This is a genomic window from Enterobacter cloacae complex sp. IR5401 (assembly GCF_049238425.1).
Classification (GTDB): Bacteria; Pseudomonadota; Gammaproteobacteria; order Enterobacterales; family Enterobacteriaceae; genus Enterobacter; species Enterobacter hormaechei_C.
The window spans coordinates 156,268-178,981 of the sequence record NZ_JBMKHN010000003.1 but is presented as its reverse complement, the minus strand read 5'-3'; the positions used below and the strand labels follow the sequence as shown (position 1 = coordinate 178,981).

Genomic DNA, 22,714 nt, shown 5'->3' with positions numbered 1-22,714 from the left:
AGAGGGTGACTGTTATCCCAGGTCCGCCATTAACACCTTCGAGCGGCGCTGGTAGTTGTACATCTCTTTCTTACTTTCCGGCAGGGAATCGATATCCACCGGCGTGAAGCCGCGCTCCTGGAACCAGTGAATACTGCGCGTGGTGAGCACGAACAGCTTGCTCAGACCCATCTGGCGCGCCTGTGCCGCCACGCGTTCAAGCAGCAGTTCCCCCCGCGAGGAGCTACGGTAATCCGGGTGCACGGCAACGCACGCCATTTCGCCAATCTGCTCTTCCGGGAACGGATAAAGCGCCGCACAGGCAATGGTCAGGTTATCGCGCTGAATGATGGTGAACTTGTCGATCTCCATCTCCAGCTGCTCCCGGGAGCGGCGAACCAGAATGCCCTGTTGTTCCAGCGGACGGATCAGCTCCAGAATGCCGCCGATATCGTTGATGGTGGCACGGCGGATCTGCTCGGCGCTCTCCATGACGATCTGCGTACCGATCCCGTCCCGGGAGAACAGTTCCTGCAACAGCGCACCGTCTTCCTGATAGCTGATCAGGTGGCTGCGGCGCACCCCGCTGCGGCACGCTTTAACGGCGCCGCGCAGAAAACGCACGGTACCGGAATAGTAATCGCCTTCTGCTTCCAGCGCTTCCACGCGCGCCTGGGCTTCATTCGGAAAAAGTTCTGGCACAATTACGCCCTCATCGTTCACGACACCCTGCGAGGAGCAAAAGCCGATCATTTTTTCCGCTTTCAGCTTGATGGCCAGCTGGGTGGCAATCTCTTCTGAGGTCAGATTAAAACTTTCACCCGTTACGGAGACGGCAACGGGCCCCATCAGGACGATCGCGCCATTGTCTAACTGGCGGTGAATGGCGTCTTCATCAATACGGCGGATGCGGCCGCTGTGGCAGTAATCCACGCCATCGTCCACGCCGAGCGGCTGAGCGATGATAAAGTTGCCGCTCACCACGTTAATGTGCGCGCCCTGCAACGGCGTATTATTCAGGCTCATCGACAGGCGGGCGGTGATATCGAGCTGCAACAGACCCGCCGCCTGTTTGACCAGTTCGAGGGTTTTCGCATCCGTCACGCGCGTGTGTTTGTGGTAGATCGGCTCATGGTGATGGGCGGCCAGGTTGGCTTCGATTTGCGGACGTGCGCCATACACCACCACCAGACGGATGCCGAGGCTGTGCAGCAGGCCGATATCATTGACGATGCTGGAAAAGTTTTCATGCTCAATGGCTTCGCCGCCAAGCATGATGACAAACGTTTTTCCCCGATGGGTGTTGATATAGGGAACAGAATGGCGGAATCCCTGGACCAGTTCGGTTCTGCGTTCCTTAACCATGACACAACCCTTAGTGAATTTTTATTCGTAATTTATGTATTTTTATTCGATCGTGGCCGCGTGTGCAAGCCTAAATTTTCTGCGACCCACAGAAAATAATAAGTAATCCGTGCGTTAACGTATGATTGTTTACCCTTTTATAGATGACAGTTTATGCGTCATTCGTTAAAGTTTTCGGTCAATTTGGGCGTTTTGTTCATCAATCAGATTTCTTGCTCGGGAGAAGCATGTCGGGATCCAATTCAGCAATAAGCCGCCGCCGCCTGTTAAAAGGGGCCGGGGCGATGTGGTTGCTTAGCGTCAGCCAGGTGGGTCTTGCCGCCACAAGCCAGGTAGTCGCGGTGCGCGTCTGGCCGTCGTCGACCTATACGCGCGTGACGGTCGAGTCCAATCGCGTGCTGAAATACAAGCAATTTGCCCTCAGCAATCCTGAACGTGTGGTGGTTGATCTCGAAGGTGTGAACCTCAACTCCGTGCTTAAAGGCATGGCAGCACAAATCCGTGGCGACGATCCGTTTATCAAATCGGCGCGCGTCGGGCAGTTCGATCCGCAAACCGTGCGCATGGTGTTTGAGCTGAAGCAGAACGTGAAACCGCAGCTCTTTGCCCTTGCGCCTGTTGCCGCCTTTAAGGAGCGTCTGGTGATGGATCTCTATCCGGCGAATGCGACGGATATTCAGGATCCGCTCCTGGCATTACTTGAGGATTACAACAAAGGCGATCTCGACAGCCAGGTTCCGCCAGCGCAAAGTGGTCCAAAGCCTGGCAAGGCGGGGCGCGATCGCCCGATTGTGATCATGCTCGATCCTGGCCACGGCGGAGAAGATTCCGGCGCCGTCGGGAAATATCGCACCCGCGAAAAAGATGTGGTGCTGCAAATTGCCCGTCGTCTGAAGGCGTTGATCGACAAAGAGGGCAATATGCGCGCCTATATGACGCGCAACGAAGATGTCTTTATTCCGCTGAAGGTCCGCGTGGCAAAAGCGCAAAAGCAGCGCGCGGATCTGTTTGTCTCTATTCATGCGGATGCCTTCACCAGCCGCCAGCCGAGCGGATCCTCAGTGTTTGCCCTGTCAACAAAAGGGGCGACCAGCACCGCGGCGAGATACCTGGCGGACACGCAGAACGCCTCGGATTTAATCGGTGGTGTGAGCAAAAGTGGCGACCGTTACGTCGACCATACGATGTTTGATATGGTGCAGTCGCTGACTATTACCGACAGCCTGAAGTTTGGTAAAGCGGTGCTGGGCAAGCTGGGCCGGGTCAACAAGCTGCACAAAAACAGCGTCGAGCAGGCCGGATTTGCGGTACTGAAAGCGCCGGATATTCCTTCCATTCTGGTCGAAACCGCGTTTATCAGTAACGTGGAAGAGGAACGTAAGCTCAAGACGGCTAAATTCCAGCAGGAAGTGGCGGAGTCGATTCTGGCGGGGATCCGGGCCTACTTCTCAGACGGGGAAACGCTGGCGCGGCGGGGGTAGGGCATTAAGCCGGGTATCATGCCCGGCATTTTCACAAACGCCAGATACAAAAAAACACCCTTCAGGGTGTTTATTGTTTTAAGAAGTGTTGGTTGCGGGGGCCGGATTTGAACCGACGACCTTCGGGTTATGAGCCCGACGAGCTACCAGGCTGCTCCACCCCGCGTCCGTCTTTCTACACTTGTAGAAACTTACTTCTTCAAATTTGATTGGTTGCGGGGGCCGGATTTGAACCGACGACCTTCGGGTTATGAGCCCGACGAGCTACCAGGCTGCTCCACCCCGCGTCCGTCTTTTTGCTTCGTATTTCAAACCACATCTGCGTTGACTTTCCTCGTTCACCTCAGTCACTTACTGGAGTAAGCTCCTAAGGATTCACTGCGTCGTCGCCTTGCTGTGATTCGAACTACTTCTTCGCAAAAACTTCTACTGTCGTAGAAGATACTTCATCAAATTTTAATTGGTTGCGGGGGCCGGATTTGAACCGACGACCTTCGGGTTATGAGCCCGACGAGCTACCAGGCTGCTCCACCCCGCGTCCGTGGAAGCGCACTATACTCGGATAGGTTTGTGATGCAACCCCTTTTTCACATAATTCATTATTTTGTATGCAAAATGAACGGCAAAAGCCACTTTGGACTATTTTTTGTGCAGAATTTGCCAAAGGGAAGGCGATTGCATTTCATTAACACGGTGGGTTTGTTATCTTCATCTCGCGGAATTGGGCAACTAAAAGACGAGATATAATGAAAGGACGTTGGGCGAAGTATCTGATGACAGGCGCAATGGTGGCGATTCTTGCGGCCTGCTCTTCCAAACCGACCGATCGCGGTCAACAGTATAAAGACGGGAAATTATCCCAGCCTTTCTCTTTAGTTAACCAGCCCGATGCCGAGGGTGCTCCAATCAATGCCGGGGATTTCTCCGAGCAGGTGTACCAGATCCGCAAAGCGTCGCCGCGCCTGTATGGCGCACAGAACAACGTTTATAGTGCCGTGCAGGACTGGCTGCGTGCAGGCGGTGATACCCGCAATATGCGCCAGTTTGGTATCGATGCCTGGCAGATGGAGGGGGCGGATAACTACGGTAACGTCCAGTTTACCGGTTACTACACCCCGGTTGTCCAGGCGCGACACACGCGCCAGGGCGAGTTCCAGTATCCCATTTACCGTATGCCGCCGAAACGCGGTCGTCTGCCGTCCCGCGCCGAGATCTACGCCGGCGCGCTGAGCGAAAATTATGTTCTGGCCTACAGCAACTCGCTGATGGACAACTTCATTATGGACGTGCAGGGCAGCGGCTATATTGATTTTGGCGACGGCTCGCCGCTGAACTTCTTTAGCTATGCCGGTAAAAATGGCCATGCCTATCGCAGCATCGGTAAGGTGCTGATCGACCGTGGCGAAGTGAAACGAGAAGATATGTCGATGCAGGCTATCCGCGAATGGGGCGAAAAGCACAGCGAAGCGGAAGTGCGTGAGCTGCTTGAGCAGAACCCATCGTTTGTTTTCTTCAAACCGCAGAACTTTGCGCCGGTGAAAGGGGCGAGCGCCGTCCCGCTGATTGGCCGCGCTTCTGTGGCATCGGATCGTTCGATTATTCCGGCGGGTACCACGCTGCTGGCGGAAGTTCCACTCCTCGACAACAACGGCAAATTCAACGGCAAATATGAATTACGCCTGATGGTGGCGCTGGACGTGGGTGGGGCGATCAAAGGCCAGCACTTCGACATTTATCAGGGCATCGGCCCGGATGCCGGCCATCGTGCAGGCTGGTATAACCACTACGGACGCGTGTGGGTGCTGAAGACAGCGCCGGGTACCGGAAACGTATTCAGCGGCTGATTGTGGTATTCTGAGCGCAAGACGGATTACGGTTCAGGGTGAGGAATACCTCACCCTTTTTACATCTGAGGTTTTATGTCTGTGGTAATCAGCGATGCCTGGCGCCAGCGTTTCGGCGGCACGGCACGGTTATATGGTGAAAAAGCCCTGCAACTGTTCGCGGATGCGCATGTCTGCGTGGTGGGCATTGGTGGCGTGGGTTCGTGGGCGGCAGAAGCGCTGGCGAGAACCGGCATTGGCGCAATTACGTTGATTGATATGGATGATGTCTGCGTGACTAACACTAACCGTCAGATCCACGCCCTGCGTGATAACGTCGGTCTGGCGAAGTCCGAGGTGATGGCGGAGCGTATTCGTCTCATCAACCCGGAGTGCCGGGTGACGGTGATCGACGACTTTGTGACGGCAGATAACGTCGCGGAGTACATGAGCAAAGGCTACAGCTATGTGATTGACGCCATCGACAGCGTGCGGCCAAAAGCGGCGCTGATCGCTTACTGTCGTCGTTACAAGGTGCCGCTGGTCACGACCGGCGGCGCGGGCGGGCAAATCGATCCGACGCAGATCCAGGTGGCGGATCTGGCGAAAACCATTCAGGATCCGCTGGCTGCCAAGCTGCGCGAGCGCTTAAAAAGCGACTTCAACGTGGTGAAGAACAGTAAAGGTAAGCTGGGCGTGGACTGTGTGTTCTCGACAGAAGCGCTGGTTTATCCGCAGGCGGATGGTTCGGTCTGTGCAATGAAAAGCACGGCGGAAGGGCCAAAGCGGATGGATTGTGCCTCAGGGTTTGGAGCGGCCACCATGGTGACCGCCTCCTTCGGCTTTGTGGCGGTCTCTCACGCCCTGAAGAAGATGATGGCGAAGGCGGAACGTCAGGCCTGAGCCTGACGGGCGGCATCCAGCACCGCGTCGTTTAGCGCAATCAGTCCCTGACCGCGCGAGGCGCTAAGCTGTGCGCGAAGTCCCAGCTCATCAAACAGCGCCAGCGGAGAATGCGCCAGCAGCTCTGCGGCGCTTTTCCCTTCGATTGCGGTCAACAGCACCGCCAGCAGACCGCGAACAATGCGTCCCTCGCTGTCGCCGAAGAAATGCAGTTTCTCACCGGATACGCTAAACCCAAGCCAGACGCGGTTCTCGCAGCCTGCGATCTCCTTCGCCTGTAATTTCAGCTCGTCTGACAGTGCAGGCAACTGTTTGCCCAGCAGGATCAGCTGACGATATTTATCTTCCCACTGCGTGAGCGGGACAAAGGTCTGTTTTAACGTCTCTTCAGTAATAACGGTGCCGAACGGGTGTCCGGCTAAAGCTGAACTTGTCATTAATCCACCAGTAATTCCAGGGCGCGGTCGACGGCGGAAACCAGCGCATCGACGTCACTTTTTGTATTGTACGGTGCAAACGAGGCGCGCAGGGTACCGCTCACGCCAATAGCCGCCAGCAGCGGCTGGGCGCAGTGCTGTCCGGCACGCAGGGCAATGCCGTATCCGGCAAGTAGCGTTACCATGTCGCTATGGTGCACGCCCGCGAAATCAAAGGCGAGCAGGCTGGAGTCCTGCACGCGGAACGAGCGAAAACCCGGACGTTTTTTCAGTTCTTCTTCCGCCAGCGTCGCCAGACCCCGGCTCCAGCTTTCAGCCTGAACCACGTCCGTTTCTGCCAGCCATTCGAGCGCCGCGCTCAGGCCAATAACCCCGGCCACGTTCGGTGTACCGGCTTCCAGGCGGTAGGGCACATCCTGCGTTTTAAAACCGTCGAAGGTGACTTCGGTAATCATCTTGCCGCCGCCGAGCCACGGCGTCATCCGGGCCAGCAGTTCAGGTTTGCCGTACAGCGCGCCGATACCGGTTGGCCCGTACAATTTGTGCCCTGAGAAGGCATAGAAGTCGATATCCAGCGCCTGCACATCAGCCGGAAAATGCACCACACCCTGCGCACCGTCGACCATCACCACCACGCCGCTGGCATGGGCAATCTCAATGGCACGCGCCAGATCCGGACAGCCGCCGGTGACGTTGGACATCTGCCCCAGCGCCAGAATACGGCTGCGCGGCGTAATCAGCTCAGGCAGACGCGCCACGTCAGGCAGGAAGTCCGCACCCAACGGGAGCTTTACAACCTTTGCCCCGGTTTGTTCGGCCACCATCAGCCAGGGCACCAGGTTGGCGTGGTGTTCCGCCTCGCTGACGATGATCTCATCCCCGGGCTGCAACAGCGGACGCGCGTAACATTGCGCAACCATGTTAATGGCCTCGGTGGTGCCCCGCGTCCAGACGATGTTCTTACCGCTGTCAGCATTGATCAGGCGCGCGACCTGATCCCGTGCGGCTTCGTATTGCGCCGTTAAGCGCTGCGCGTCGGCATACTGGCTGCGGTGCACGTTCCCGGCGCTCAGGCTGTAAAACTGGCGGGTTGCCTCAATCACCGCCTGCGGTTTAAGGGCCGTGGCAGCGCTATCAAGATAAATGCCGGCATCGGCCAGCGCGGGAAACTGTGCGCGAAACTGCGCAGGACTGAAAGCGTTCATGGAATTCCTCATATCGATTCTACGATCGTCGCGCAAATTCATCGGCAGGGCAAGGAAGTTGATATCTATCAGATTTGTCTGCTTATCCTGGCGAGTCTGAAAAAGCAGGTTATGCTAAATAGTGTTAGGCGGATGTTTTAGCCTGTTATAAATCGAGGTTTGAATAGCATTAATTGCTAAAGGAGATAATCATGAAAAAGACAGCTGCAATCATTTCTGCCTGTGCGTTGACCTTTGCCCTGAGCGCCTGTTCTGGAAATAACTACGTAATGCATACCAACGATGGTCGATCTATCGTCTCTGAAGGGAAACCGACAACCGATAATGATACCGGGATGATTTCATACAAAGATGCTAACGGGAACAAACAGCAGATCAATCGCACTGACGTGAAAGAGATGAAGGAAATCGAGCATTAACAGTTAGATAAGCGAAAAAAAAGCACCGCAAGTTGGCGGTGCTACATTAATCACTATGGACAGACAGGGTAAATGTACAGGAAGTGAAAAATTGGTAGCGTTGCTACCGTGGTCTGAATCGCAGACCAATTGCAAACACAACAACACAACATCACAACCGTAAGCCAAAAGCCCTTCAGAACACGCATTCCAAAAAAAGCTTTTCGTTCCGGCTCAGGAAGTGCCGCCACTATAGGTATTTGCTGGTAGTTCCTCAACGGACAAATTATAATGGCTCAGATAAAAAAAACTAATAGGTTAAGCGTTGTTTCCTATATGTTAAATCTCGTTAACATCTAAGCCAGATAACCATGTCCAAGCGATTGCCACCCCTTAATGCATTACGTGTTTTTGATGCAGCAGCACGCCACCTCAGCTTCACCCGCGCAGCCGATGAGCTTTTTGTGACACAGGCCGCAGTAAGTCATCAAATCAAGTCTCTGGAGGATTTTCTGGGGCTTAAGCTGTTCCGTCGACGCAACCGTTCGTTGCTGTTGACCGAAGAGGGGCAGAGCTATTTTCAGGATATTAAAGAGATTTTTTCCCAGCTGACGGAAGCCACTCGCAAGCTTCAGGCCCGGAGCGCAAAAGGGGCCCTGACTGTGAGTTTATTGCCCAGTTTTGCCATTCAGTGGCTGGTGCCGCGACTCTCAAGCTTTAACTCAACTTATCCGGGAATTGATGTCCGAATCCAGGCAGTGGACCGTCAGGAAGACAAGCTTGCAGATGATGTGGACGTGGCGATTTTTTACGGTCGCGGTAACTGGCCGGGCTTGCGTGTGGAAAAATTATACGCAGAATATCTGTTGCCGGTCTGTTCACCGCTGCTGCTGACGGGGGATAAAGCGCTCAAAACGCCCGCCGATCTGGCGCAACATACGCTTTTGCACGATGCGTCGCGTCGCGACTGGCAAACTTATACCCGCCAGTTAGGTCTTAATCATATAAACGTGCAGCAGGGGCCCATTTTTAGCCACAGCGCGATGGTGCTACAGGCTGCCATTCACGGGCAGGGCGTGGCGTTGGCAAACAACGTTATGGCGCAGTCCGAAATTGAGGCAGGCCGTCTGGTTTGCCCATTTAACGATGTACTGGTCAGCAAGAATGCATTTTATCTGGTTTGTCATGACAGTCAGGCAGAACTGGGTAAAATAGCCGCTTTCCGGCAGTGGATACTGGCGAAAGCGGCAAGCGAGCAAGAAAAATTCCGCTTCAGGTATGAACAATAACGTTTGTGTGCCGGGCACGCATCAATTCAGGACTTAAACATGACCAGCCGATTCATGCTGATTTTCGCCGCGGTGAGTGGCTTTATTTTTGTAGCTCTGGGCGCGTTTGGCGCGCATGTCTTAAGCAAATCTCTGGGCGTTGTGGAGATGGGGTGGATCCAGACCGGCCTTGAATATCAGGCGTTCCACACGCTGGCAATTTTTGGGCTGGCGGTGGCGATGCAGCGCCGCATCAGCATCTGGTTTTACTGGAGCAGCGTCTTTCTGGCGCTGGGTACCGTACTGTTCAGCGGCAGTCTTTACTGTCTGGCGCTGTCGCATTTACGCCTGTGGGCGTTTGTTACACCTGTCGGCGGCGTCAGCTTCCTGGCGGGTTGGGTGTTAATGTTTATCGGAGCTATCCGTCTGAAACGCAAGGGCGTTGTTCATGAATAAGGTTGTTTTATATTGTCGCCCGGGGTTTGAGAAAGAGTGCGCCGCGGAAATCACCGATAAAGCGGCGAAGCGTGAAGTCTTTGGATTCGCTCGCGTCAAAGAGAACGCGGGCTATGTGGTATTTGAATGCTATCAGCCTGATGATGCCGACAAGCTGGCGCGCGAACTGCCGTTCAGCTCATTGATTTTCGCCCGTCAGATGTTTGTCGCGGGCGAACTGCTGAAAGATCTTCCGCCGGAAGATCGCATCACGCCGATTGTTGGCCTGTTGCAAGGCGTGGTGGAGAAGGGCGGCGATTTGCGCGTGGAAGTGGCCGACACCAACGAAAGCAAAGAGCTGATGAAGTTCTGCCGTAAGTTCACCGTGCCGCTGCGCGCGGCGCTGCGTGATGCGGGTGTGCTGACAAACTACGAAACGCCAAAGCGCCCAGTCGTGCATATCTTCTTTATTGCGCCAGGATGTTGTTACGCAGGCTACTCGTATACCACCAATAACTCGCCGTTCTTTATGGGGATCCCGCGTCTGCGCTTCCCGGCAGATGCGCCGAGCCGTTCAACCCTCAAGCTGGAGGAGGCGTTTCACGTCTTTATCCCGGCGGACGAGTGGGACGAACGGCTGGCAAACGGCATGTATGCCGTCGACCTTGGCGCGTGCCCGGGCGGCTGGACCTATCAGCTGGTGAAACGCAACATGTGGGTATCGTCCGTTGATAACGGCCCAATGGCGCAAAGCCTGATGGACACCGGACAGGTCACCTGGCTGCGTGAAGACGGTTTCCGCTATCGCCCGAACCGCAACAACATCTCCTGGATGGTGTGCGACATGGTTGAGAAACCGGCGAAAGTGGCCGCGCTGATGGCCTCCTGGCTGGTGAACGGCTGGTGTCGCGAGACCATTTTCAACCTCAAGCTGCCGATGAAAAAGCGCTATGAGGAGGTGTCGCAGAACCTGGCCTACATTCAGCAGCAGCTGGATGAACACGGGATTAACGCGGAAATCCAGGCGCGTCAGCTTTATCACGACCGCGAAGAAGTGACGGTGCATATCCGTCGCTGGTGGGCGGCCGTGGGGGGGCGTCGCGACGAGCGATAACGTTTGTAACGCCCGGTGGCGCTGCGCTTACCGGGCCTACAAAATCGTGTAGTTGTTTTAACGTTCTAACCTTAACTGCTGTAAATTCCCGTCCAGCTGTAAATCAGTCTGTAGCGTCGCCACCTCCCGGCAGATAAACGCCATTTCTTTATGTGCCTCCAGCTTTTTGCGCCATTTTTCCGGCACCTCGTTCAGCCGGGCGTACATCCCTTCCAGACTCTGAAACTCCGTCAGCAGCTGTGCGGCGCTTTTGGGTCCAATACCGGCGACACCCGGCACTTTAGAGCTGCTGATCCCCGCCAGCCCCCAGTAATCCGGCAGTTGCTCAGGCGATACGCCAAACTCGCTGGCAATGAACGGCGCGTCCAGCCAGCGTTTTTGAAAATAGTCGCGAATACGGATAGTGGGGGAGAGCAGCTGGCAGTAGCCTTTGTCCGTTGAAACGATCGTGGCCTGATGCCCGGCACTCGCCACCTTTACGGCTAGGGTGGCCGCGAGATCGTCGGCTTCATTTCCCTGTGCGCCCCAGCAGGGGACGCCCCGCTGTTCAAATGCGGCGCGCAGCATGGGTAATTCGGCGTGAAGATCGTCCGGCATCGGTGCGCGTCCGGCTTTGTAGTCGGGCAGACGCTGGTGCCGCCAGCCCGTGTTGCGGGCTTCGTCATCAAAAACCGCGACCGCATGGGTGGGTTCACTGTGGCGGATAAGCTGCTCCAGCGCGTGTAAACAGGTGTCCTTGCAGGGTGTGCCCTGTACCGCATGAATACGGCGAATCAGGTTAAGAGCATCGACGATAAGCAAATGAACGGCCACAGATAATCTCCCTTCTGTCTAATGGGTGAAGGGTAACACTGAGCGCAGCATGAAACTATGAATGGTGGGGAAAACAGGAAGAAGCCTCGCAAAACGAGGCTTCCTGAGGGGCTTAATCGCAGGTGACGATCTTCATCGCCAGGCCACCGCGGGAGGTTTCGCGGTATTTGGCGTTCATATCTTTGCCGGTTTCGTACATGGTTTCGATAACCTTGTCGAGGCAGACGCGCGGTTCGCTGGTACGACGCAGCGCCATACGGGCCGCGTTCACTGCTTTCACCGAGGCGATGGCGTTACGTTCGATGCATGGCACCTGGACCTGTCCGCCGACCGGATCGCAGGTCAGCCCCAGGTTATGTTCCATGCCGATTTCCGCCGCGATACAAACCTGCGCAGGGCTTGCGCCCAGCAATTCGGCCAGACCCGCCGCCGCCATAGAGCAGGCTACGCCCACTTCACCCTGACAGCCCACTTCCGCGCCGGAAATTGAGGCGTTCATCTTGTACAGTGAGCCAATTGCACTGGCGACCAGCAGGTAGCGCGCGAGTGAGTTTGCGTTCACTTCGCGGATAAACTTGTCGTAATACGCCAGGACTGCCGGAACAATGCCGCACGCCCCGTTGGTTGGTGCGGTGACGACGCGGCCGCCCGCGGCGTTCTCTTCGTTCACCGCCAGCGCGAACATGTTGATCCAGTCGACGACGGCCATCGGATCGGTGGTGGTTTTGTCGGCGCTGACCAGCATGCGGCGCAGCGCAGCCGCACGACGCGGAACACGCAGTTTACCCGGCAGCACGCCTTCGGTGGTGATCCCGCGCTCAATGCCGCTGCGCATCACTTCCCAGACGTTAGCGAAGTGCTGTTCCAGTTCCTCTTTGCTGTGCAGGGCCAGCTCGTTTTTCATCATCAGGCCGGAGAGAGAAAGCCCTGTCTCCTGGCAGTGACGCTGTAAGTCGGCCGCGTTTTTGTAAGGGTACGGCACATCAACAGCAGAATTGGTGCTTTGACCAAAATGGTCCTCGTCGACGATAAACCCGCCGCCGATGGAGTAATACGTCTGGCTGTAAACCGCTTTGTCGCCGGCCAGCGCGGTAATGCGCATGCCATTCTCGTGCAACGACAGGTTATCCGCATGGAAATTCATGCAGTGATCAACCGGGAATTCAACCTCATGCTCGCCGTTCGCCAGCAGCAAACGACCGTGGGTGTTCACGTCCTGGATAAAGCCAGATATTGCATCAATATCAACGGTATCCGGCAGATTACCCGCCAGCCCCATGATAATGGCAATATCGGTATGGTGGCCTTTACCGGTCAGGGAAAGGGAACCATATACATCGACAACCACGCGGGTGATGTCGTGCAAAATGCCGCGTGCAATCAAGTCATCCGTGAATTGTTTACCGGCTTTCATTGGTCCGACGGTGTGAGAGCTGGAAGGACCAATACCGATTTTGAAGATATCGAATACGCTAATCATGATGCGTCCATTGCTTCAGTCAGAGGGGAGAAGTGCGCCGTCCGCAGACGGCGCAGGAGGTATTAGCTGAACAGCGAGTAGAAAATAGCGGAGATGGCAATCAGGCCCATCACAACAACGAACACGTTGCTGATATGGCCGCTGTATTTGCGCATCGCAGGCACTTTCTGAATCGCGTACAGCGGCATCAGGAACAGGATCATCGCGATAATCGGGCCGCCCAGGGTTTCAATCATGCCCAGAATGCTTGGGTTCAGGGTGGCTACCGCCCAGGTGGTCACCAGCATGAACAGTGCAGTGATTTTGTTCAGACGGTTGATTTCAATGGTCTTGCCTTTACCACGCAGAGATTTAATCACCATGCCGTTGAAGCCTTCACGTGCGCCCAGGTAGTGGCCCAGGAAGGATTTGGTGATGGCGATAATCGCGATGATCGGCGCCATCCACGCAATCAGCGGTGCGTTAAAGTGGTTTGCCAGGTAAGACAGAATAGAGATGTTCTGCTCTTTCGCTGCCGCCAGATCCGCCGGGGAGAGGCTCAGCACGCAGCTGAACACGAAGAACATTACGGTCAGTACCATCATGATGTGCGCGCGAGCCAGGATGCTGGAGCACTTCTTCTCTGCGCCATTGCCGTACTCTTCACGCTTCGCTACTGCGAAGGAAGAGATGATTGGCGAGTGGTTGAAGGAGAACACCATCACCGGGATCGCCAGCCACAGGGTCAGCAGCAGACCGTTGCCGGTCGTGGATGCGCTGCTCAGAGACAGGGTTTCCAGCGCAGCGCCGTTCCACTGTGGGATCAGGTACAGAGCCAGCACCATCAGAGCCGCAACAAACGGGAACACCAGCACGCTCATCGCTTTCACAATCATCTGCTCGCCGAAGCGCACGATGGTCATCATACCGACGATCAGGATCAGGGACAGAATCGCACGCGGCGGCGGGGTCATCTGAAGCTGGTGCATCATAAAGCTTTCAACGGTGTTGGTAATAGCAACGCTGTACACCAGCAGAATCGGGTAAATCGCGAAGAAGTAGAGCAGGGTAATCAGCTTACCTGCGCCGACGCCGAAGTGTTCTTCAACGACTTCAGTGATGTCTTCGCCCGGATTTTTACCGGACAGCACGAAGCGGGTCAGGCCGCGGTGTGCAAAGAAGGTCATCGGGAAAGCGATGAGGGCCATGATGATCAGCGGGATCATACCGCCGACACCTGCGTTGATAGGAAGGAACAGTACACCAGCGCCGATTGCTGTGCCGTACAGGCCAAGCATCCACATGGTATCCGTTTTGCGCCAACCGCTTCGGGATTCAATCGAAGCAACGGTGCTGGTTTGAGTGGTTTCCATCTGTATCTCCTGGAGGAAGCAAATTGTCAGGTTTTTAGTCAAATCCGATGAAAAAGTGCCTGACGGTAATATGAAATTCGTTCAGTTACGGTTTTTTAATAATTTTTGCCCGTAACTATTGGCGGGCGGAAAGATACATTCTAGTTATGAATCTATCAGTGATCGCGATCCCAAATGCAATAATCCACTTGTGATGTGGGTATCTTTAGACCATTTATCTGTTAAAAAAACATCAAAGAGAATTTACGGGCGCGAAGGCTACCATTAACGACATGTTTTCGAAAAGGTCGACCCGCGAGATAGGTGTCTTTCGCTGTAAAGAAATGGGATTTTAGGATTTTCTGGCGGGTAATTTCGATTAAGGCTGATTATTTACGGTTTCAAAATCGAGGTAATCGTTTGCGCAGGCGTCAGATTTGTTAATAACATTGAAGATCGCTATGAATTGCATCACTAATAAAAAAGCCGGATGACGATCCGGCTTGAGAGGAGAGAAATGTCGCTTTACTTGATGATTTCGTAACACGGAATATAGGCAGAGCCTGGAAGCTTCATGCGGTGCTGAGCGACAAAGCCCTGCAACATGTCATCCATGCGGCGCATCATCTCCGGGTCACCGTGGATCTTATACGGCCCGAACTCTTCAATTGCGCGGATCCCTACCTCTTTCACGTTCCCCGCCACGATGCCAGAGAAGGCGCGACGCAGGTCGGCAGCCAGCACTTCCACCGGCTGATCCGGATAGAGTTTGAGGTTCGCCATGTTCTCATGCGACGGCTCGAAGGGTATCTGAAGATCCGGTGCGATACGGATGGACCAGTTAAAACTGTAGGCATCCCCGGTATCACGACGATTCTCTTTCACCAGCGGCATCGCTTTTTTCATCTGACGGGCCACTTCTGCGGCATCGTCAATAATAATGCGGTAGTGACGGCGCGCATCTTCGCCCAACGTATGCACGATAAACTCGTCCAGCACGCGGAAGTAGTCGGCGCTCTCTTTCGGGCCGGTCAGGATCAGCGGCAGAACCTGATCTTTGTTAGCCGGGTTCATCAGGATCCCCAGCAGATAAAGCAGCTCTTCCGCCGTGCCTACGCCGCCCGGGAAGATGATGATGCCGTGCGCGATACGGACAAACGCCTCAAGACGTTTTTCGATATCCGGCATAATAATCAGTTCGTTAACCAGCGGGTTAGGCGGCTCAGCGGCGATGATCGATGGCTCGGTCATGCCGATAAAACGGCCTTCTTTATAGCGTTGCTGTGCGTGTCCTACTGCCGCGCCTTTCATCGGCGCTTCCATCGCGCCAGGACCGCAACCGGTACAGATATTCAGTTCGCGCAGGCCGAGCTGCGTCCCTACGCGGCGGGCATACAGGTATTCGGTTTCGTTAATGGAGTGACCGCCCCAGCAGACGACCATGTTCGGCGCTTCGCCCACGTGCAGGGCACGGGCGTTACGCAGAATGGAGAAGACCAGGTTGGTGATATGAACGGAACTTTCCAGGTCAAGATGCTGGAAACGTCCGGCATTGCTGATCTGTCCGTTAACAAACAGAATGTCGCGCAGCACGGCAAACAGGTTGGCCTGAAGTGAGCGAATAATACGCCCGTCGACAAAAGCGTCTTCCGGCGGGTTGATCACTTCGAGCTTCACCCCGCGCTCGCGGCGCAGCACGTTGATATCAAAACTTTCGAAGCGGGACAGCAGCTCTTTACTGTTGTCGGTCAGGCTTCCGGAGTTCAGTACGGCAAGTGAACAGTTACGAAACAGTTGATAAAGGTCGCTACTGGCGGTGCGTTTAAGCATGTCCACTTCCAGTTGCGACAACATATCCATAGAGCCAAGCGGGCTAATATGTGTAATCAAGTGAGCTCCTTATGGGACGATTATCGTCTTTCCCTGTTGATTACAATAGCCCTGGCTTATGACGTTTCACAACACTTCGGGCGGAATACCGCCCGCATATTGTGAAAATATTTATCTTACTGGCGCACAAGTCGTCCGGTGGCAGGCACAAAATCGCTATTGGTGCGCCACGGGTTGATATCCAGGCCGCCGCGACGGGTGTAGCGGGCGTAAACGCTCAACTTTTCGGGCTGGCAGAAACGCTGGATGTCGTTGAAGATGCGCTCCACGCACTGCTCGTGGAATTCGTTGTGATGACGGAATGACACCAGGTAACGCAGCAGCTTTTCACGGTCAATCTGCGGGCCGCGGTACTGGATCTGTACCGAGCCCCAGTCCGGCTGATGGGTGATAAGGCAGTTGGATTTCAGCAGATGGCTGACCAGCGTCTCGTTGACCACTTTTCCGCCCGCCGCGTTTTCCAGGTAGTCGCTGCTAAATTCATAGCTTTCCACCTCAATGTCCTGATCGTCGATGCAGGTGCCGTGGAAATGGGCGATGGGCTGACCTTCCAGCTCATGCAGACGGTATAACGAGACGGTTACGTTCCCCTGCGCGCACGCGCTTAAATCACGTTCAAGCGTCTGTTGCACCTCGTCCCAGCTGTTAAATTTGGTCTGGTTAAAGCTGTTGAGATAGAGCTTAAAGCTCTTGGATTCGACCAGGTTTACGCTGGCGTAATCCAGCTCAACGTGGCCCACGGCCACCTGCGGCAGACCGCGCGCATTCAGCCAGGAGAGTTCGTACAGCGTCCAGATGTCGCCGCCGACAAACGGCAGCGCGTCAGCGTGCAGCCCGAGCGGATCGCGGTTCAGACTGCGCGGCACGCCCTGCAACAGGCTTGCATCGTAGGTGTCGCGGTAATCGGTCGATTTTCCCAGCGTTAAGCCCGTTAACGCCTGATGATTTTCGTAAGACATGTTTCATAGCCACTTTACAGGTACACTTATGGGCTGAGTTTATCCTGTCTTACAAGAAGAGAGAAATCGGTGGATATCGAAACTGCAAATGCCCTGACGTCCTTCACGACCCGCTATTGCGATGCCTGGCATGAAAAGCGGGGGGCGTGGCCGCAAAGTACTGACTTATATGGCGTGCCGTCACCGTGCATTATCGCTTCGCAGGATGATTACGTTATCTGGCAACCGAAACCGTTCATGGGCGAGCAGAATGTAAATGCTGTTGAACGCGCGATGGACCTTGTGATACAACCTGCGCTTCATGCATTTTATACCACGCAGTTTGCCGGGGATATGACTGCATGTTTTGCAGGACAGTCGCTGACGCTGCTGCAAACCTGGAGCGAAGACGATCTGCAACGCGTTCAGGAAAACCTCATTGGTCACCTGGTCACGCAAAAACGGCTTAAGCTCTCTCCGACTCTCTTTATTGCGACGCTCGACAGTGAACTGGACGTCATTTCTGTCTGCAACCTGTCTGGCGAGGTCATTAAAGAGACGCTCGGCACCCGCAATCGCGACGTTCTCGCGCCTTCACTTGCGGATTTCCTTACCCGAATTGAGCCTCTTCTGTAATCCATGATGCTACTGGGCGTGTGAGAGATCTCTTACACGCGCTGTGAGACATCGCCGAAATAATTAGCATTGTCTTAGGAATTTCAGATTAATATTAACTTCTCTTTCAATAAGTTAGTGGTTTTCTGAAAGGAAATCCCCCGTTTCGCCTGGCTTACATTGCTCACAAGGTGGGTTGTAAGACGAAGCAGAATAGCGGATTCTATCTGTGTCGACAGGATGCCGACACGAGAAACGAACATCAGGATGATGGCGTTTCTTACCAGGGACACGTCAGGATGACGCCGCAGGAAGGCTTCAGGATGAAGCAAAGTGGATCACGCAGGATGCGTAAGGGACACCTCCAGGAAGGAGAACGAGAGCCGGTCAGGATGGTCGGTGGGTCAGGATGGCCAGGACGTTTCAGGATGAAACCTACACATCAGGACGATGTGAGCAGGAAGCAAAAGGTAAAGGGATGACCAGGCCTTCGGGCATCAGGAAAAGTTGTCACGGATGAGCAGGGAGCACGTATTGTAGCTGGAATGCTGCGAAACGAACCGGGAGCACTGTTTTTACAGTGCTCCCTTTTTTATTTCTGTCTTCCGCAATGCTATGCTTCGCGCCATTCCGTTTTTCAGTTGAGGTATATATGTCGCATCATGACAGCGTTCGTGCGCAGTTGCACGCCATCGAAGCCCTTATGCGCCAGCATCAGCTGTGGCAGGATAACGCGCCGCAGCCAGACGCGTTCGCCAGCACCCAACCGTTTTGTCTGGATACGCTGGACCCGTTCGAGTGGCTCCAGTGGGTCTTAATTCCGCGTATGCATGCGCTGCTGGAAGGTGGCCACGCGTTGCCCGCGTCTTTTGCCGTCTCTCCCTATTACGAAATGGCGCTGGAAGCGACCCACCCGGCGCGTGCCATGATGCTGGTGGAGCTGGAGAAGCTGGATGCGCTTTTCGCTGGTGACGATGCATGACGCTTGAGATCCTTTATCAGGATGAGTGGTTAGTGGCGGTGAATAAACCGTCCGGCTGGCTGGTGCACCGTAGCTGGCTCGATCGCGATGAGAAAGTGGTGGTCATGCAAACCGTGCGCGATCAAATCGGTCAGCACGTTTTTACTGCCCATCGTCTCGATCGGCCAACCTCTGGTGTTCTGCTGATGGGGCTTTCCAGTGAGGCCGGGCGCCTGCTGGCGCAGCAGTTTGAACAGCACCAGATCCAGAAACGCTACCACGCCATCGTGCGTGGCTGGCTGATGGATTCCGCCACGCTTGATTATCCCCTGGTGGAGGAACTGGATAAAATCGCCGATAAATTTGCCCGCGACGATAAAGGCCCGCAGCCAGCGGTGACCGACTATCGTGGTATGGCGACCACAGAACTGCCGGTGGCGACCAGCAAATTTCCGACCACGCGATACAGTCTGGTGGAGCTTTTGCCCAAAACCGGGCGCAAGCACCAGCTTCGCCGTCACCTTGCACATCTGCGCCACCCCATTATCGGCGACAGCAAGCACGGCGATCTGCGCCAGAACCGCAGCGCGGCCGAGCACTTTGGCTGTAACCGGCTGATGCTGCACGCCAGCGAGCTACGCCTGACGCACCCGTTTACCGGCGAACCGCTGACTATTCGCGCGGGGCTGGACGAGGTCTGGATGCAGGCGCTGTCACAGTTTGGCTGGCTGGGACAACTCCCCGAAAATGAAAGGGTTGAGTTTGCCGCAGGCAACGTTCAGGATGAACAGCAAGCGCAATAATTACGGGAGCAAAGCATGGCTGAAGTAGGCATTTTTGTCGGGACAATGTACGGCAACTCGCTGCTGGTGGCGGAGGAAGCGGAAGCAATCCTCGTAAACCAGGGCCATAAAGCAACGGTCTATGAAGATCCGGAGCTGGCGGACTGGGAAAAGTATAAAGATAAATACATCCTGGTGGTGACCTCCACCACCGGGCAGGGCGATCTACCGGACAGCATCGTCCCGCTTTTCCAGGGCATTAAAGACCAGCTTGGTTATCAGCCAGATGTTCACTATGGCATCATTGCCCTCGGCGATAGCTCTTACGCCAATTTCTGCGGCGGCGGTAAGCAGTTCGACGCGCTGTTGCAGGAACAGAGCGCTCAGCGCGTCGGAGAGATGTTGCTGATTGATGCAGGTGAACACCCTGAGCCAGAAAGCGAGTCAAATCCCTGGGTTGAACACTGGGCCACGCTCCTGAACTAACCCTGTACTAAACGAACGCCAGGCCGGGTAAGGCGAAGCCGCCACCCGGCAACGAAGCCGCACCCTATCCTCAATTCCGTGAAGTATCTTCCACCACTTTGGGCTTATGCCCCAAACCACGTTCCCCACGCCCGTCAATGTTGTGTTCCTGCACGGTGAGAGAACCGGTCACTCCTTCATATACTTTTCCCGTCACTATAAAACGGCTTCTGGCCGTACCAAAACCAAACACAAATCTCTCATTCTGATTACCCTACAGGTGCTGTACAGAATGAACCAGGCGAAAGCTATGTTTCAGGAGTGCAACAATGAGTACATTAAGCCACGCGGCGAGCAGCGCTGAGAAGCGCACCAACGCCCGCTACTGGATAGTGGTGATGCTGTTTATCGTCACCTCTTTCAACTACGGCGACCGTGCCACGTTATCCATTGCCGGCTCTGAGATGGCAAAGGACATCGGACTTGATCCGGTGGGTATGGGTTATGTTTTCTCCGCATTTTCATGGGCCTACGTAATCGGCCAAATCCCTGGCGGCTGGCTGCTGGACCGCTTTGGCTCAAAACGGGTCTATTTCTGGTCCATTTTCATCTGGTCGATGTTTACCCTGTTACAGGGCTTCGTGGATATCTTTAGCGGCTTCGGCATTATCATTGCGCTCTTTACCCTCCGCTTCCTGGTGGGCTTAGCGGAAGCGCCATCGTTCCCTGGCAACAGCCGTATTGTGGCCGCCTGGTTCCCGGCGCAGGAGAGGGGAACGGCGGTAGCGATCTTTAACTCGGCGCAATACTTTGCGACGGTTATTTTCGCGCCAATCATGGGCTGGCTGACGCATGAGGTGGGCTGGTCACACGTCTTCTTCTTCATGGGCGGGCTGGGGATCGTCATCAGCTTCATCTGGTTGAAAGTGATCCACGAACCAAACCAGCATCCGGGCGTGAACAAGAAAGAGCTGGACTACATTGCTGAAGGCGGGGCGCTGATCAACATGGATCAGAAAACCCAGAAAGCTAAGGTCCCGTTCAGCCAGAAATGGGGGCAGATCAAACAACTCGTCGGCTCACGAATGATGATCGGTATCTATCTCGGCCAGTATTGCATTAACGCCTTAACCTACTTCTTCATCACCTGGTTCCCGGTTTACCTGGTGCAGGCGCGCGGCATGTCGATTCTGAAGGCGGGGTTTGTCGCCTCCGTGCCGGCCATCTGCGGCTTCGTGGGTGGGGTGCTTGGCGGGGTCATCTCCGACTGGTTGATGCGTCGTACCGGTTCGCTGAATATTGCGCGTAAAACGCCAATCGTGCTCGGCATGCTGCTCTCCATGACCATGGTGTTCTGTAACTACGTCAGCGCGGAGTGGATGATTATCGGCTTTATGGCGATGGCCTTCTTCGGTAAAGGCATTGGCGCACTGGGCTGGGCGGTGATGGCAGATACCGCGCCGAAAGAGATCAGCGGCCTGAGCGGCGGTCTGTTCAACATGTTTGGCAACATTTCCGGCATTGTCACCCCAATCGCTATCGGTTACATCGTCGGCACCACCGGCTCCTTCAATGGTGCGCTGATTTATGTAGGCGTCCATGCGCTGGTGGCGGTACTCAGTTACCTGGTGCTGGTGGGTGACATCAAACGAATCGAACTGAAACCTGTTGGGGAGCGCGGATGATGACAACGCAATCAAGCCCGATCGTGACGGAGATGAAGGTCATCCCGGTGGCGGGGCAGGACAGCATGCTGCTCAACATTGGTGGCGCGCATAACGCCTGGTTCACCCGCAACATTGTGGTGCTGACAGACAGCGCAGGGAACACCGGCGTCGGGGAAGCGCCTGGCGGAGAGGTGATTTACCAGACGCTGGTCGACGCCATCCCGCAGGTGGTTGGGCAGGAGGTCGCCCGTCTCAACAAGGTGGTTCAGCGGGTGCATAAGGGCAACCAGTCGGCGGATTTTGATACCTTCGGCAAAGGTGCCTGGACGTTTGAACTGCGCGTTAACGCGGTGGCGGCGCTGGAGGCGGCTCTCCTCGATTTACTGGGAAAGGCGCTGAACGTGCCGGTCTGCGAACTGCTGGGGCCAGGCAAACAGCGTGATGCGGTAACGGTGCTGGGCTATCTGTTCTACGTTGGCGACCGGACTAAAACCGATCTGCCGTATCTGGAACGCTCGCCGGGTAGCCACGAGTGGTATCACCTGCGTCATCAGGAGGCGCTCTCTGGCGAGGCGGTGGTACGCCTGGCAGAGGCGGCGCAGGATCGCTACGGCTTTAAAGACTTCAAGCTGAAAGGCGGCGTTCTGCCGGGCGAGCAGGAGATTGACAGCGTGCGCGCGTTGAAAAAACGCTTCCCGGAGGCACGCATCACCGTCGATCCGAACGGCGCCTGGCTGCTGGATGAAGCTATCGCGCTGTGTAAAGGGCTGGGCGACGTGCTGACCTACGCGGAAGATCCGTGCGGTGCCGAGCAGGGCTTTTCTGGCCGCGAGGTGATGGCCGAATTCCGCCGCGCTACCGGGCTGCCGGTTGCGACCAACATGATCGCCACCAACTGGCGCGAAATGGGCCATGCGGTGATGCTGAATGCGGTGGACATACCGCTGGCGGACCCGCACTTCTGGACCCTTTCCGGCGCGGTGCGCGTGGCGCAGCTGTGCGATGACTGGGGCCTCACCTGGGGCTGCCACTCCAATAATCATTTCGACATTTCGCTGGCGATGTTTACCCACGTTGGCGCGGCGGCGCCGGGCAACCCGACCGCCATCGATACGCACTGGATCTGGCAGGAAGGCGAAGCGCGCCTGACCAAAAATCCACTTGAAATCAAAAACGGCACAATTGCCGTACCGGATGCGCCGGGGCTGGGCGTGGAGCTTGACTGGGATCAGATCCACAAGGCGCATGAAGCGTATAAAAAACTGCCGGGCGGCGCGCGCAACGACGCAGGCCCGATGCAGTACCTTATCCCCGGCTGGACATTTGACCGTAAGCGCCCTGTATTTGGACGTAACTGATAAAAG

General features: G+C 55.4%; 21 protein-coding genes and 3 tRNA genes. 13 read left to right on the top strand and 11 right to left on the bottom strand.

Going from position 1 to position 22,714, the window contains the following annotated elements; genetic code table 11:
- Positions 1-12 precede the first annotated feature (12 nt).
- Positions 13-1,344 carry an amino-acid N-acetyltransferase gene (gene argA, locus ACOTX1_RS06445; RefSeq protein ID WP_003862767.1) on the bottom strand — a complete coding sequence of 444 codons (1,332 nt, stop codon included), beginning with the start codon at positions 1,342-1,344 and terminating at the stop codon, positions 13-15.
- 227 nt (positions 1,345-1,571) lie between these two features.
- Between argA and amiC the strand changes: the two genes are divergently transcribed.
- Positions 1,572-2,825: an N-acetylmuramoyl-L-alanine amidase AmiC gene (gene amiC, locus ACOTX1_RS06440; protein WP_003862766.1), complete on the top strand. Its 1,254-nt coding sequence runs from the start codon at positions 1,572-1,574 to the stop codon at positions 2,823-2,825.
- Positions 2,826-2,914: 89 nt separating this feature from the next.
- Here the strand turns inward: amiC and ACOTX1_RS06435 are convergent.
- From ACOTX1_RS06435 to ACOTX1_RS06425, 3 genes are all read right to left on the bottom strand, one after another.
- A tRNA-Met gene (locus tag ACOTX1_RS06435) sits at positions 2,915-2,991 on the bottom strand.
- 44 nt (positions 2,992-3,035) lie between these two features.
- Positions 3,036-3,112, bottom strand: a tRNA-Met gene (locus ACOTX1_RS06430).
- Positions 3,113-3,286: 174 nt separating this feature from the next.
- Positions 3,287-3,363 (bottom strand) — tRNA-Met (locus ACOTX1_RS06425).
- 208 nt (positions 3,364-3,571) lie between these two features.
- On the opposite strand from ACOTX1_RS06425, the gene mltA reads away from it, so the two are divergent.
- Both mltA and tcdA read left to right on the top strand, forming a co-directional pair.
- Entirely contained in the window at positions 3,572-4,669 is a 1,098-nt protein-coding gene (gene mltA / locus ACOTX1_RS06420; RefSeq protein WP_023314764.1) for a murein transglycosylase A, read from the top strand.
- Between the two features lie 75 nt (positions 4,670-4,744).
- Positions 4,745-5,551, top strand: a complete 807-nt coding sequence (gene tcdA, locus ACOTX1_RS06415; RefSeq protein WP_006811804.1) for a tRNA cyclic N6-threonylcarbamoyladenosine(37) synthase TcdA — start codon at positions 4,745-4,747, stop codon at positions 5,549-5,551.
- Here the strand turns inward: tcdA and csdE are convergent.
- Positions 5,542-5,988: a cysteine desulfurase sulfur acceptor subunit CsdE gene (gene csdE, locus ACOTX1_RS06410; RefSeq protein ID WP_003862762.1), complete on the bottom strand. Its 447-nt coding sequence runs from the start codon at positions 5,986-5,988 to the stop codon at positions 5,542-5,544. The two genes, tcdA and csdE, sit on opposite strands and share 10 nt — an antisense overlap.
- A complete protein-coding gene (gene csdA / locus ACOTX1_RS06405) occupies positions 5,988-7,193 on the bottom strand; it encodes a cysteine desulfurase CsdA (RefSeq protein ID WP_023314762.1) in 1,206 nt (401 codons plus the stop codon). Before csdA ends, csdE begins: the two co-directional genes overlap by 1 nt.
- Before the next feature lie 191 nt (positions 7,194-7,384).
- Here csdA and ACOTX1_RS06400 point away from each other — a divergent pair, with 191 nt between their 5' ends.
- The 4 genes from ACOTX1_RS06400 (at position 7,385) to rlmM (ending at position 10,408) form a co-directional block, all read left to right on the top strand.
- Positions 7,385-7,612: a YgdI/YgdR family lipoprotein gene (locus ACOTX1_RS06400; RefSeq protein ID WP_003862759.1), complete on the top strand. Its 228-nt coding sequence runs from the start codon at positions 7,385-7,387 to the stop codon at positions 7,610-7,612.
- Positions 7,613-7,962: 350 nt separating this feature from the next.
- The gene (gcvA, locus tag ACOTX1_RS06395; RefSeq protein WP_003862758.1) at positions 7,963-8,880 is read left to right on the top strand and encodes a glycine cleavage system transcriptional regulator GcvA; all 918 of its coding nucleotides are present in this window, start codon (positions 7,963-7,965) and stop codon (positions 8,878-8,880) included.
- A gap of 39 nt (positions 8,881-8,919) precedes the next feature.
- A complete protein-coding gene (locus tag ACOTX1_RS06390) occupies positions 8,920-9,315 on the top strand; it encodes a DUF423 domain-containing protein (protein ID WP_003862756.1) in 396 nt (131 codons plus the stop codon).
- Positions 9,308-10,408 carry a 23S rRNA (cytidine(2498)-2'-O)-methyltransferase RlmM gene (rlmM, locus tag ACOTX1_RS06385; RefSeq protein WP_003862754.1) on the top strand — a complete coding sequence of 367 codons (1,101 nt, stop codon included), beginning with the start codon at positions 9,308-9,310 and terminating at the stop codon, positions 10,406-10,408. The genes ACOTX1_RS06390 and rlmM overlap by 8 nt, the downstream gene beginning before the upstream one ends.
- A gap of 57 nt (positions 10,409-10,465) precedes the next feature.
- Here rlmM and xni read toward each other — a convergent pair whose 3' ends face one another.
- The 5 genes from xni to queF form a co-directional block, all read right to left on the bottom strand.
- A complete protein-coding gene (gene xni, locus ACOTX1_RS06380) occupies positions 10,466-11,221 on the bottom strand; it encodes a flap endonuclease Xni (RefSeq protein ID WP_023314761.1) in 756 nt (251 codons plus the stop codon).
- Between the two features lie 112 nt (positions 11,222-11,333).
- Positions 11,334-12,701, bottom strand: a complete 1,368-nt coding sequence (locus ACOTX1_RS06375) for an L-serine ammonia-lyase (protein WP_023314760.1) — start codon at positions 12,699-12,701, stop codon at positions 11,334-11,336.
- A 62-nt stretch (positions 12,702-12,763) separates the two neighbouring features.
- A complete protein-coding gene (locus tag ACOTX1_RS06370; protein WP_252055854.1) occupies positions 12,764-14,053 on the bottom strand; it encodes an HAAAP family serine/threonine permease in 1,290 nt (429 codons plus the stop codon).
- Between the two features lie 504 nt (positions 14,054-14,557).
- Positions 14,558-15,922: a nucleotide 5'-monophosphate nucleosidase PpnN gene (gene ppnN / locus ACOTX1_RS06365; protein ID WP_003862748.1), complete on the bottom strand. Its 1,365-nt coding sequence runs from the start codon at positions 15,920-15,922 to the stop codon at positions 14,558-14,560.
- Between the two features lie 116 nt (positions 15,923-16,038).
- Complete coding sequence (gene queF, locus ACOTX1_RS06360) at positions 16,039-16,881, bottom strand: NADPH-dependent 7-cyano-7-deazaguanine reductase QueF (RefSeq protein ID WP_023314759.1); 843 nt, start codon at positions 16,879-16,881, stop codon at positions 16,039-16,041.
- Between the two features lie 69 nt (positions 16,882-16,950).
- Here queF and syd point away from each other — a divergent pair, with 69 nt between their 5' ends.
- The 6 genes from syd (at position 16,951) to ACOTX1_RS06330 (ending at position 22,708) form a co-directional block, all read left to right on the top strand.
- Positions 16,951-17,496 carry a SecY-interacting protein gene (gene syd, locus ACOTX1_RS06355; protein WP_023314758.1) on the top strand — a complete coding sequence of 182 codons (546 nt, stop codon included), beginning with the start codon at positions 16,951-16,953 and terminating at the stop codon, positions 17,494-17,496.
- Positions 17,497-18,127: 631 nt separating this feature from the next.
- Positions 18,128-18,457 (top strand): YqcC family protein, encoded by a 330-nt coding sequence (locus tag ACOTX1_RS06350; RefSeq protein ID WP_003862740.1) that lies wholly within the window; start codon positions 18,128-18,130, stop codon positions 18,455-18,457.
- Positions 18,454-19,239 (top strand): tRNA pseudouridine(65) synthase TruC, encoded by a 786-nt coding sequence (gene truC, locus ACOTX1_RS06345; protein ID WP_023314757.1) that lies wholly within the window; start codon positions 18,454-18,456, stop codon positions 19,237-19,239. The genes ACOTX1_RS06350 and truC overlap by 4 nt, the downstream gene beginning before the upstream one ends.
- Positions 19,240-19,254: 15 nt before the next feature.
- Positions 19,255-19,704: a flavodoxin gene (locus tag ACOTX1_RS06340; RefSeq protein ID WP_023295346.1), complete on the top strand. Its 450-nt coding sequence runs from the start codon at positions 19,255-19,257 to the stop codon at positions 19,702-19,704.
- 308 nt (positions 19,705-20,012) lie between these two features.
- Positions 20,013-21,368 carry a galactarate/glucarate/glycerate transporter GudP gene (gene gudP / locus ACOTX1_RS06335; RefSeq protein ID WP_003862734.1) on the top strand — a complete coding sequence of 452 codons (1,356 nt, stop codon included), beginning with the start codon at positions 20,013-20,015 and terminating at the stop codon, positions 21,366-21,368.
- Positions 21,368-22,708, top strand: a complete 1,341-nt coding sequence (locus ACOTX1_RS06330; protein ID WP_032634603.1) for an enolase C-terminal domain-like protein — start codon at positions 21,368-21,370, stop codon at positions 22,706-22,708. The genes gudP and ACOTX1_RS06330 overlap by 1 nt, the downstream gene beginning before the upstream one ends.
- Positions 22,709-22,714: the final 6 nt, after the last annotated feature.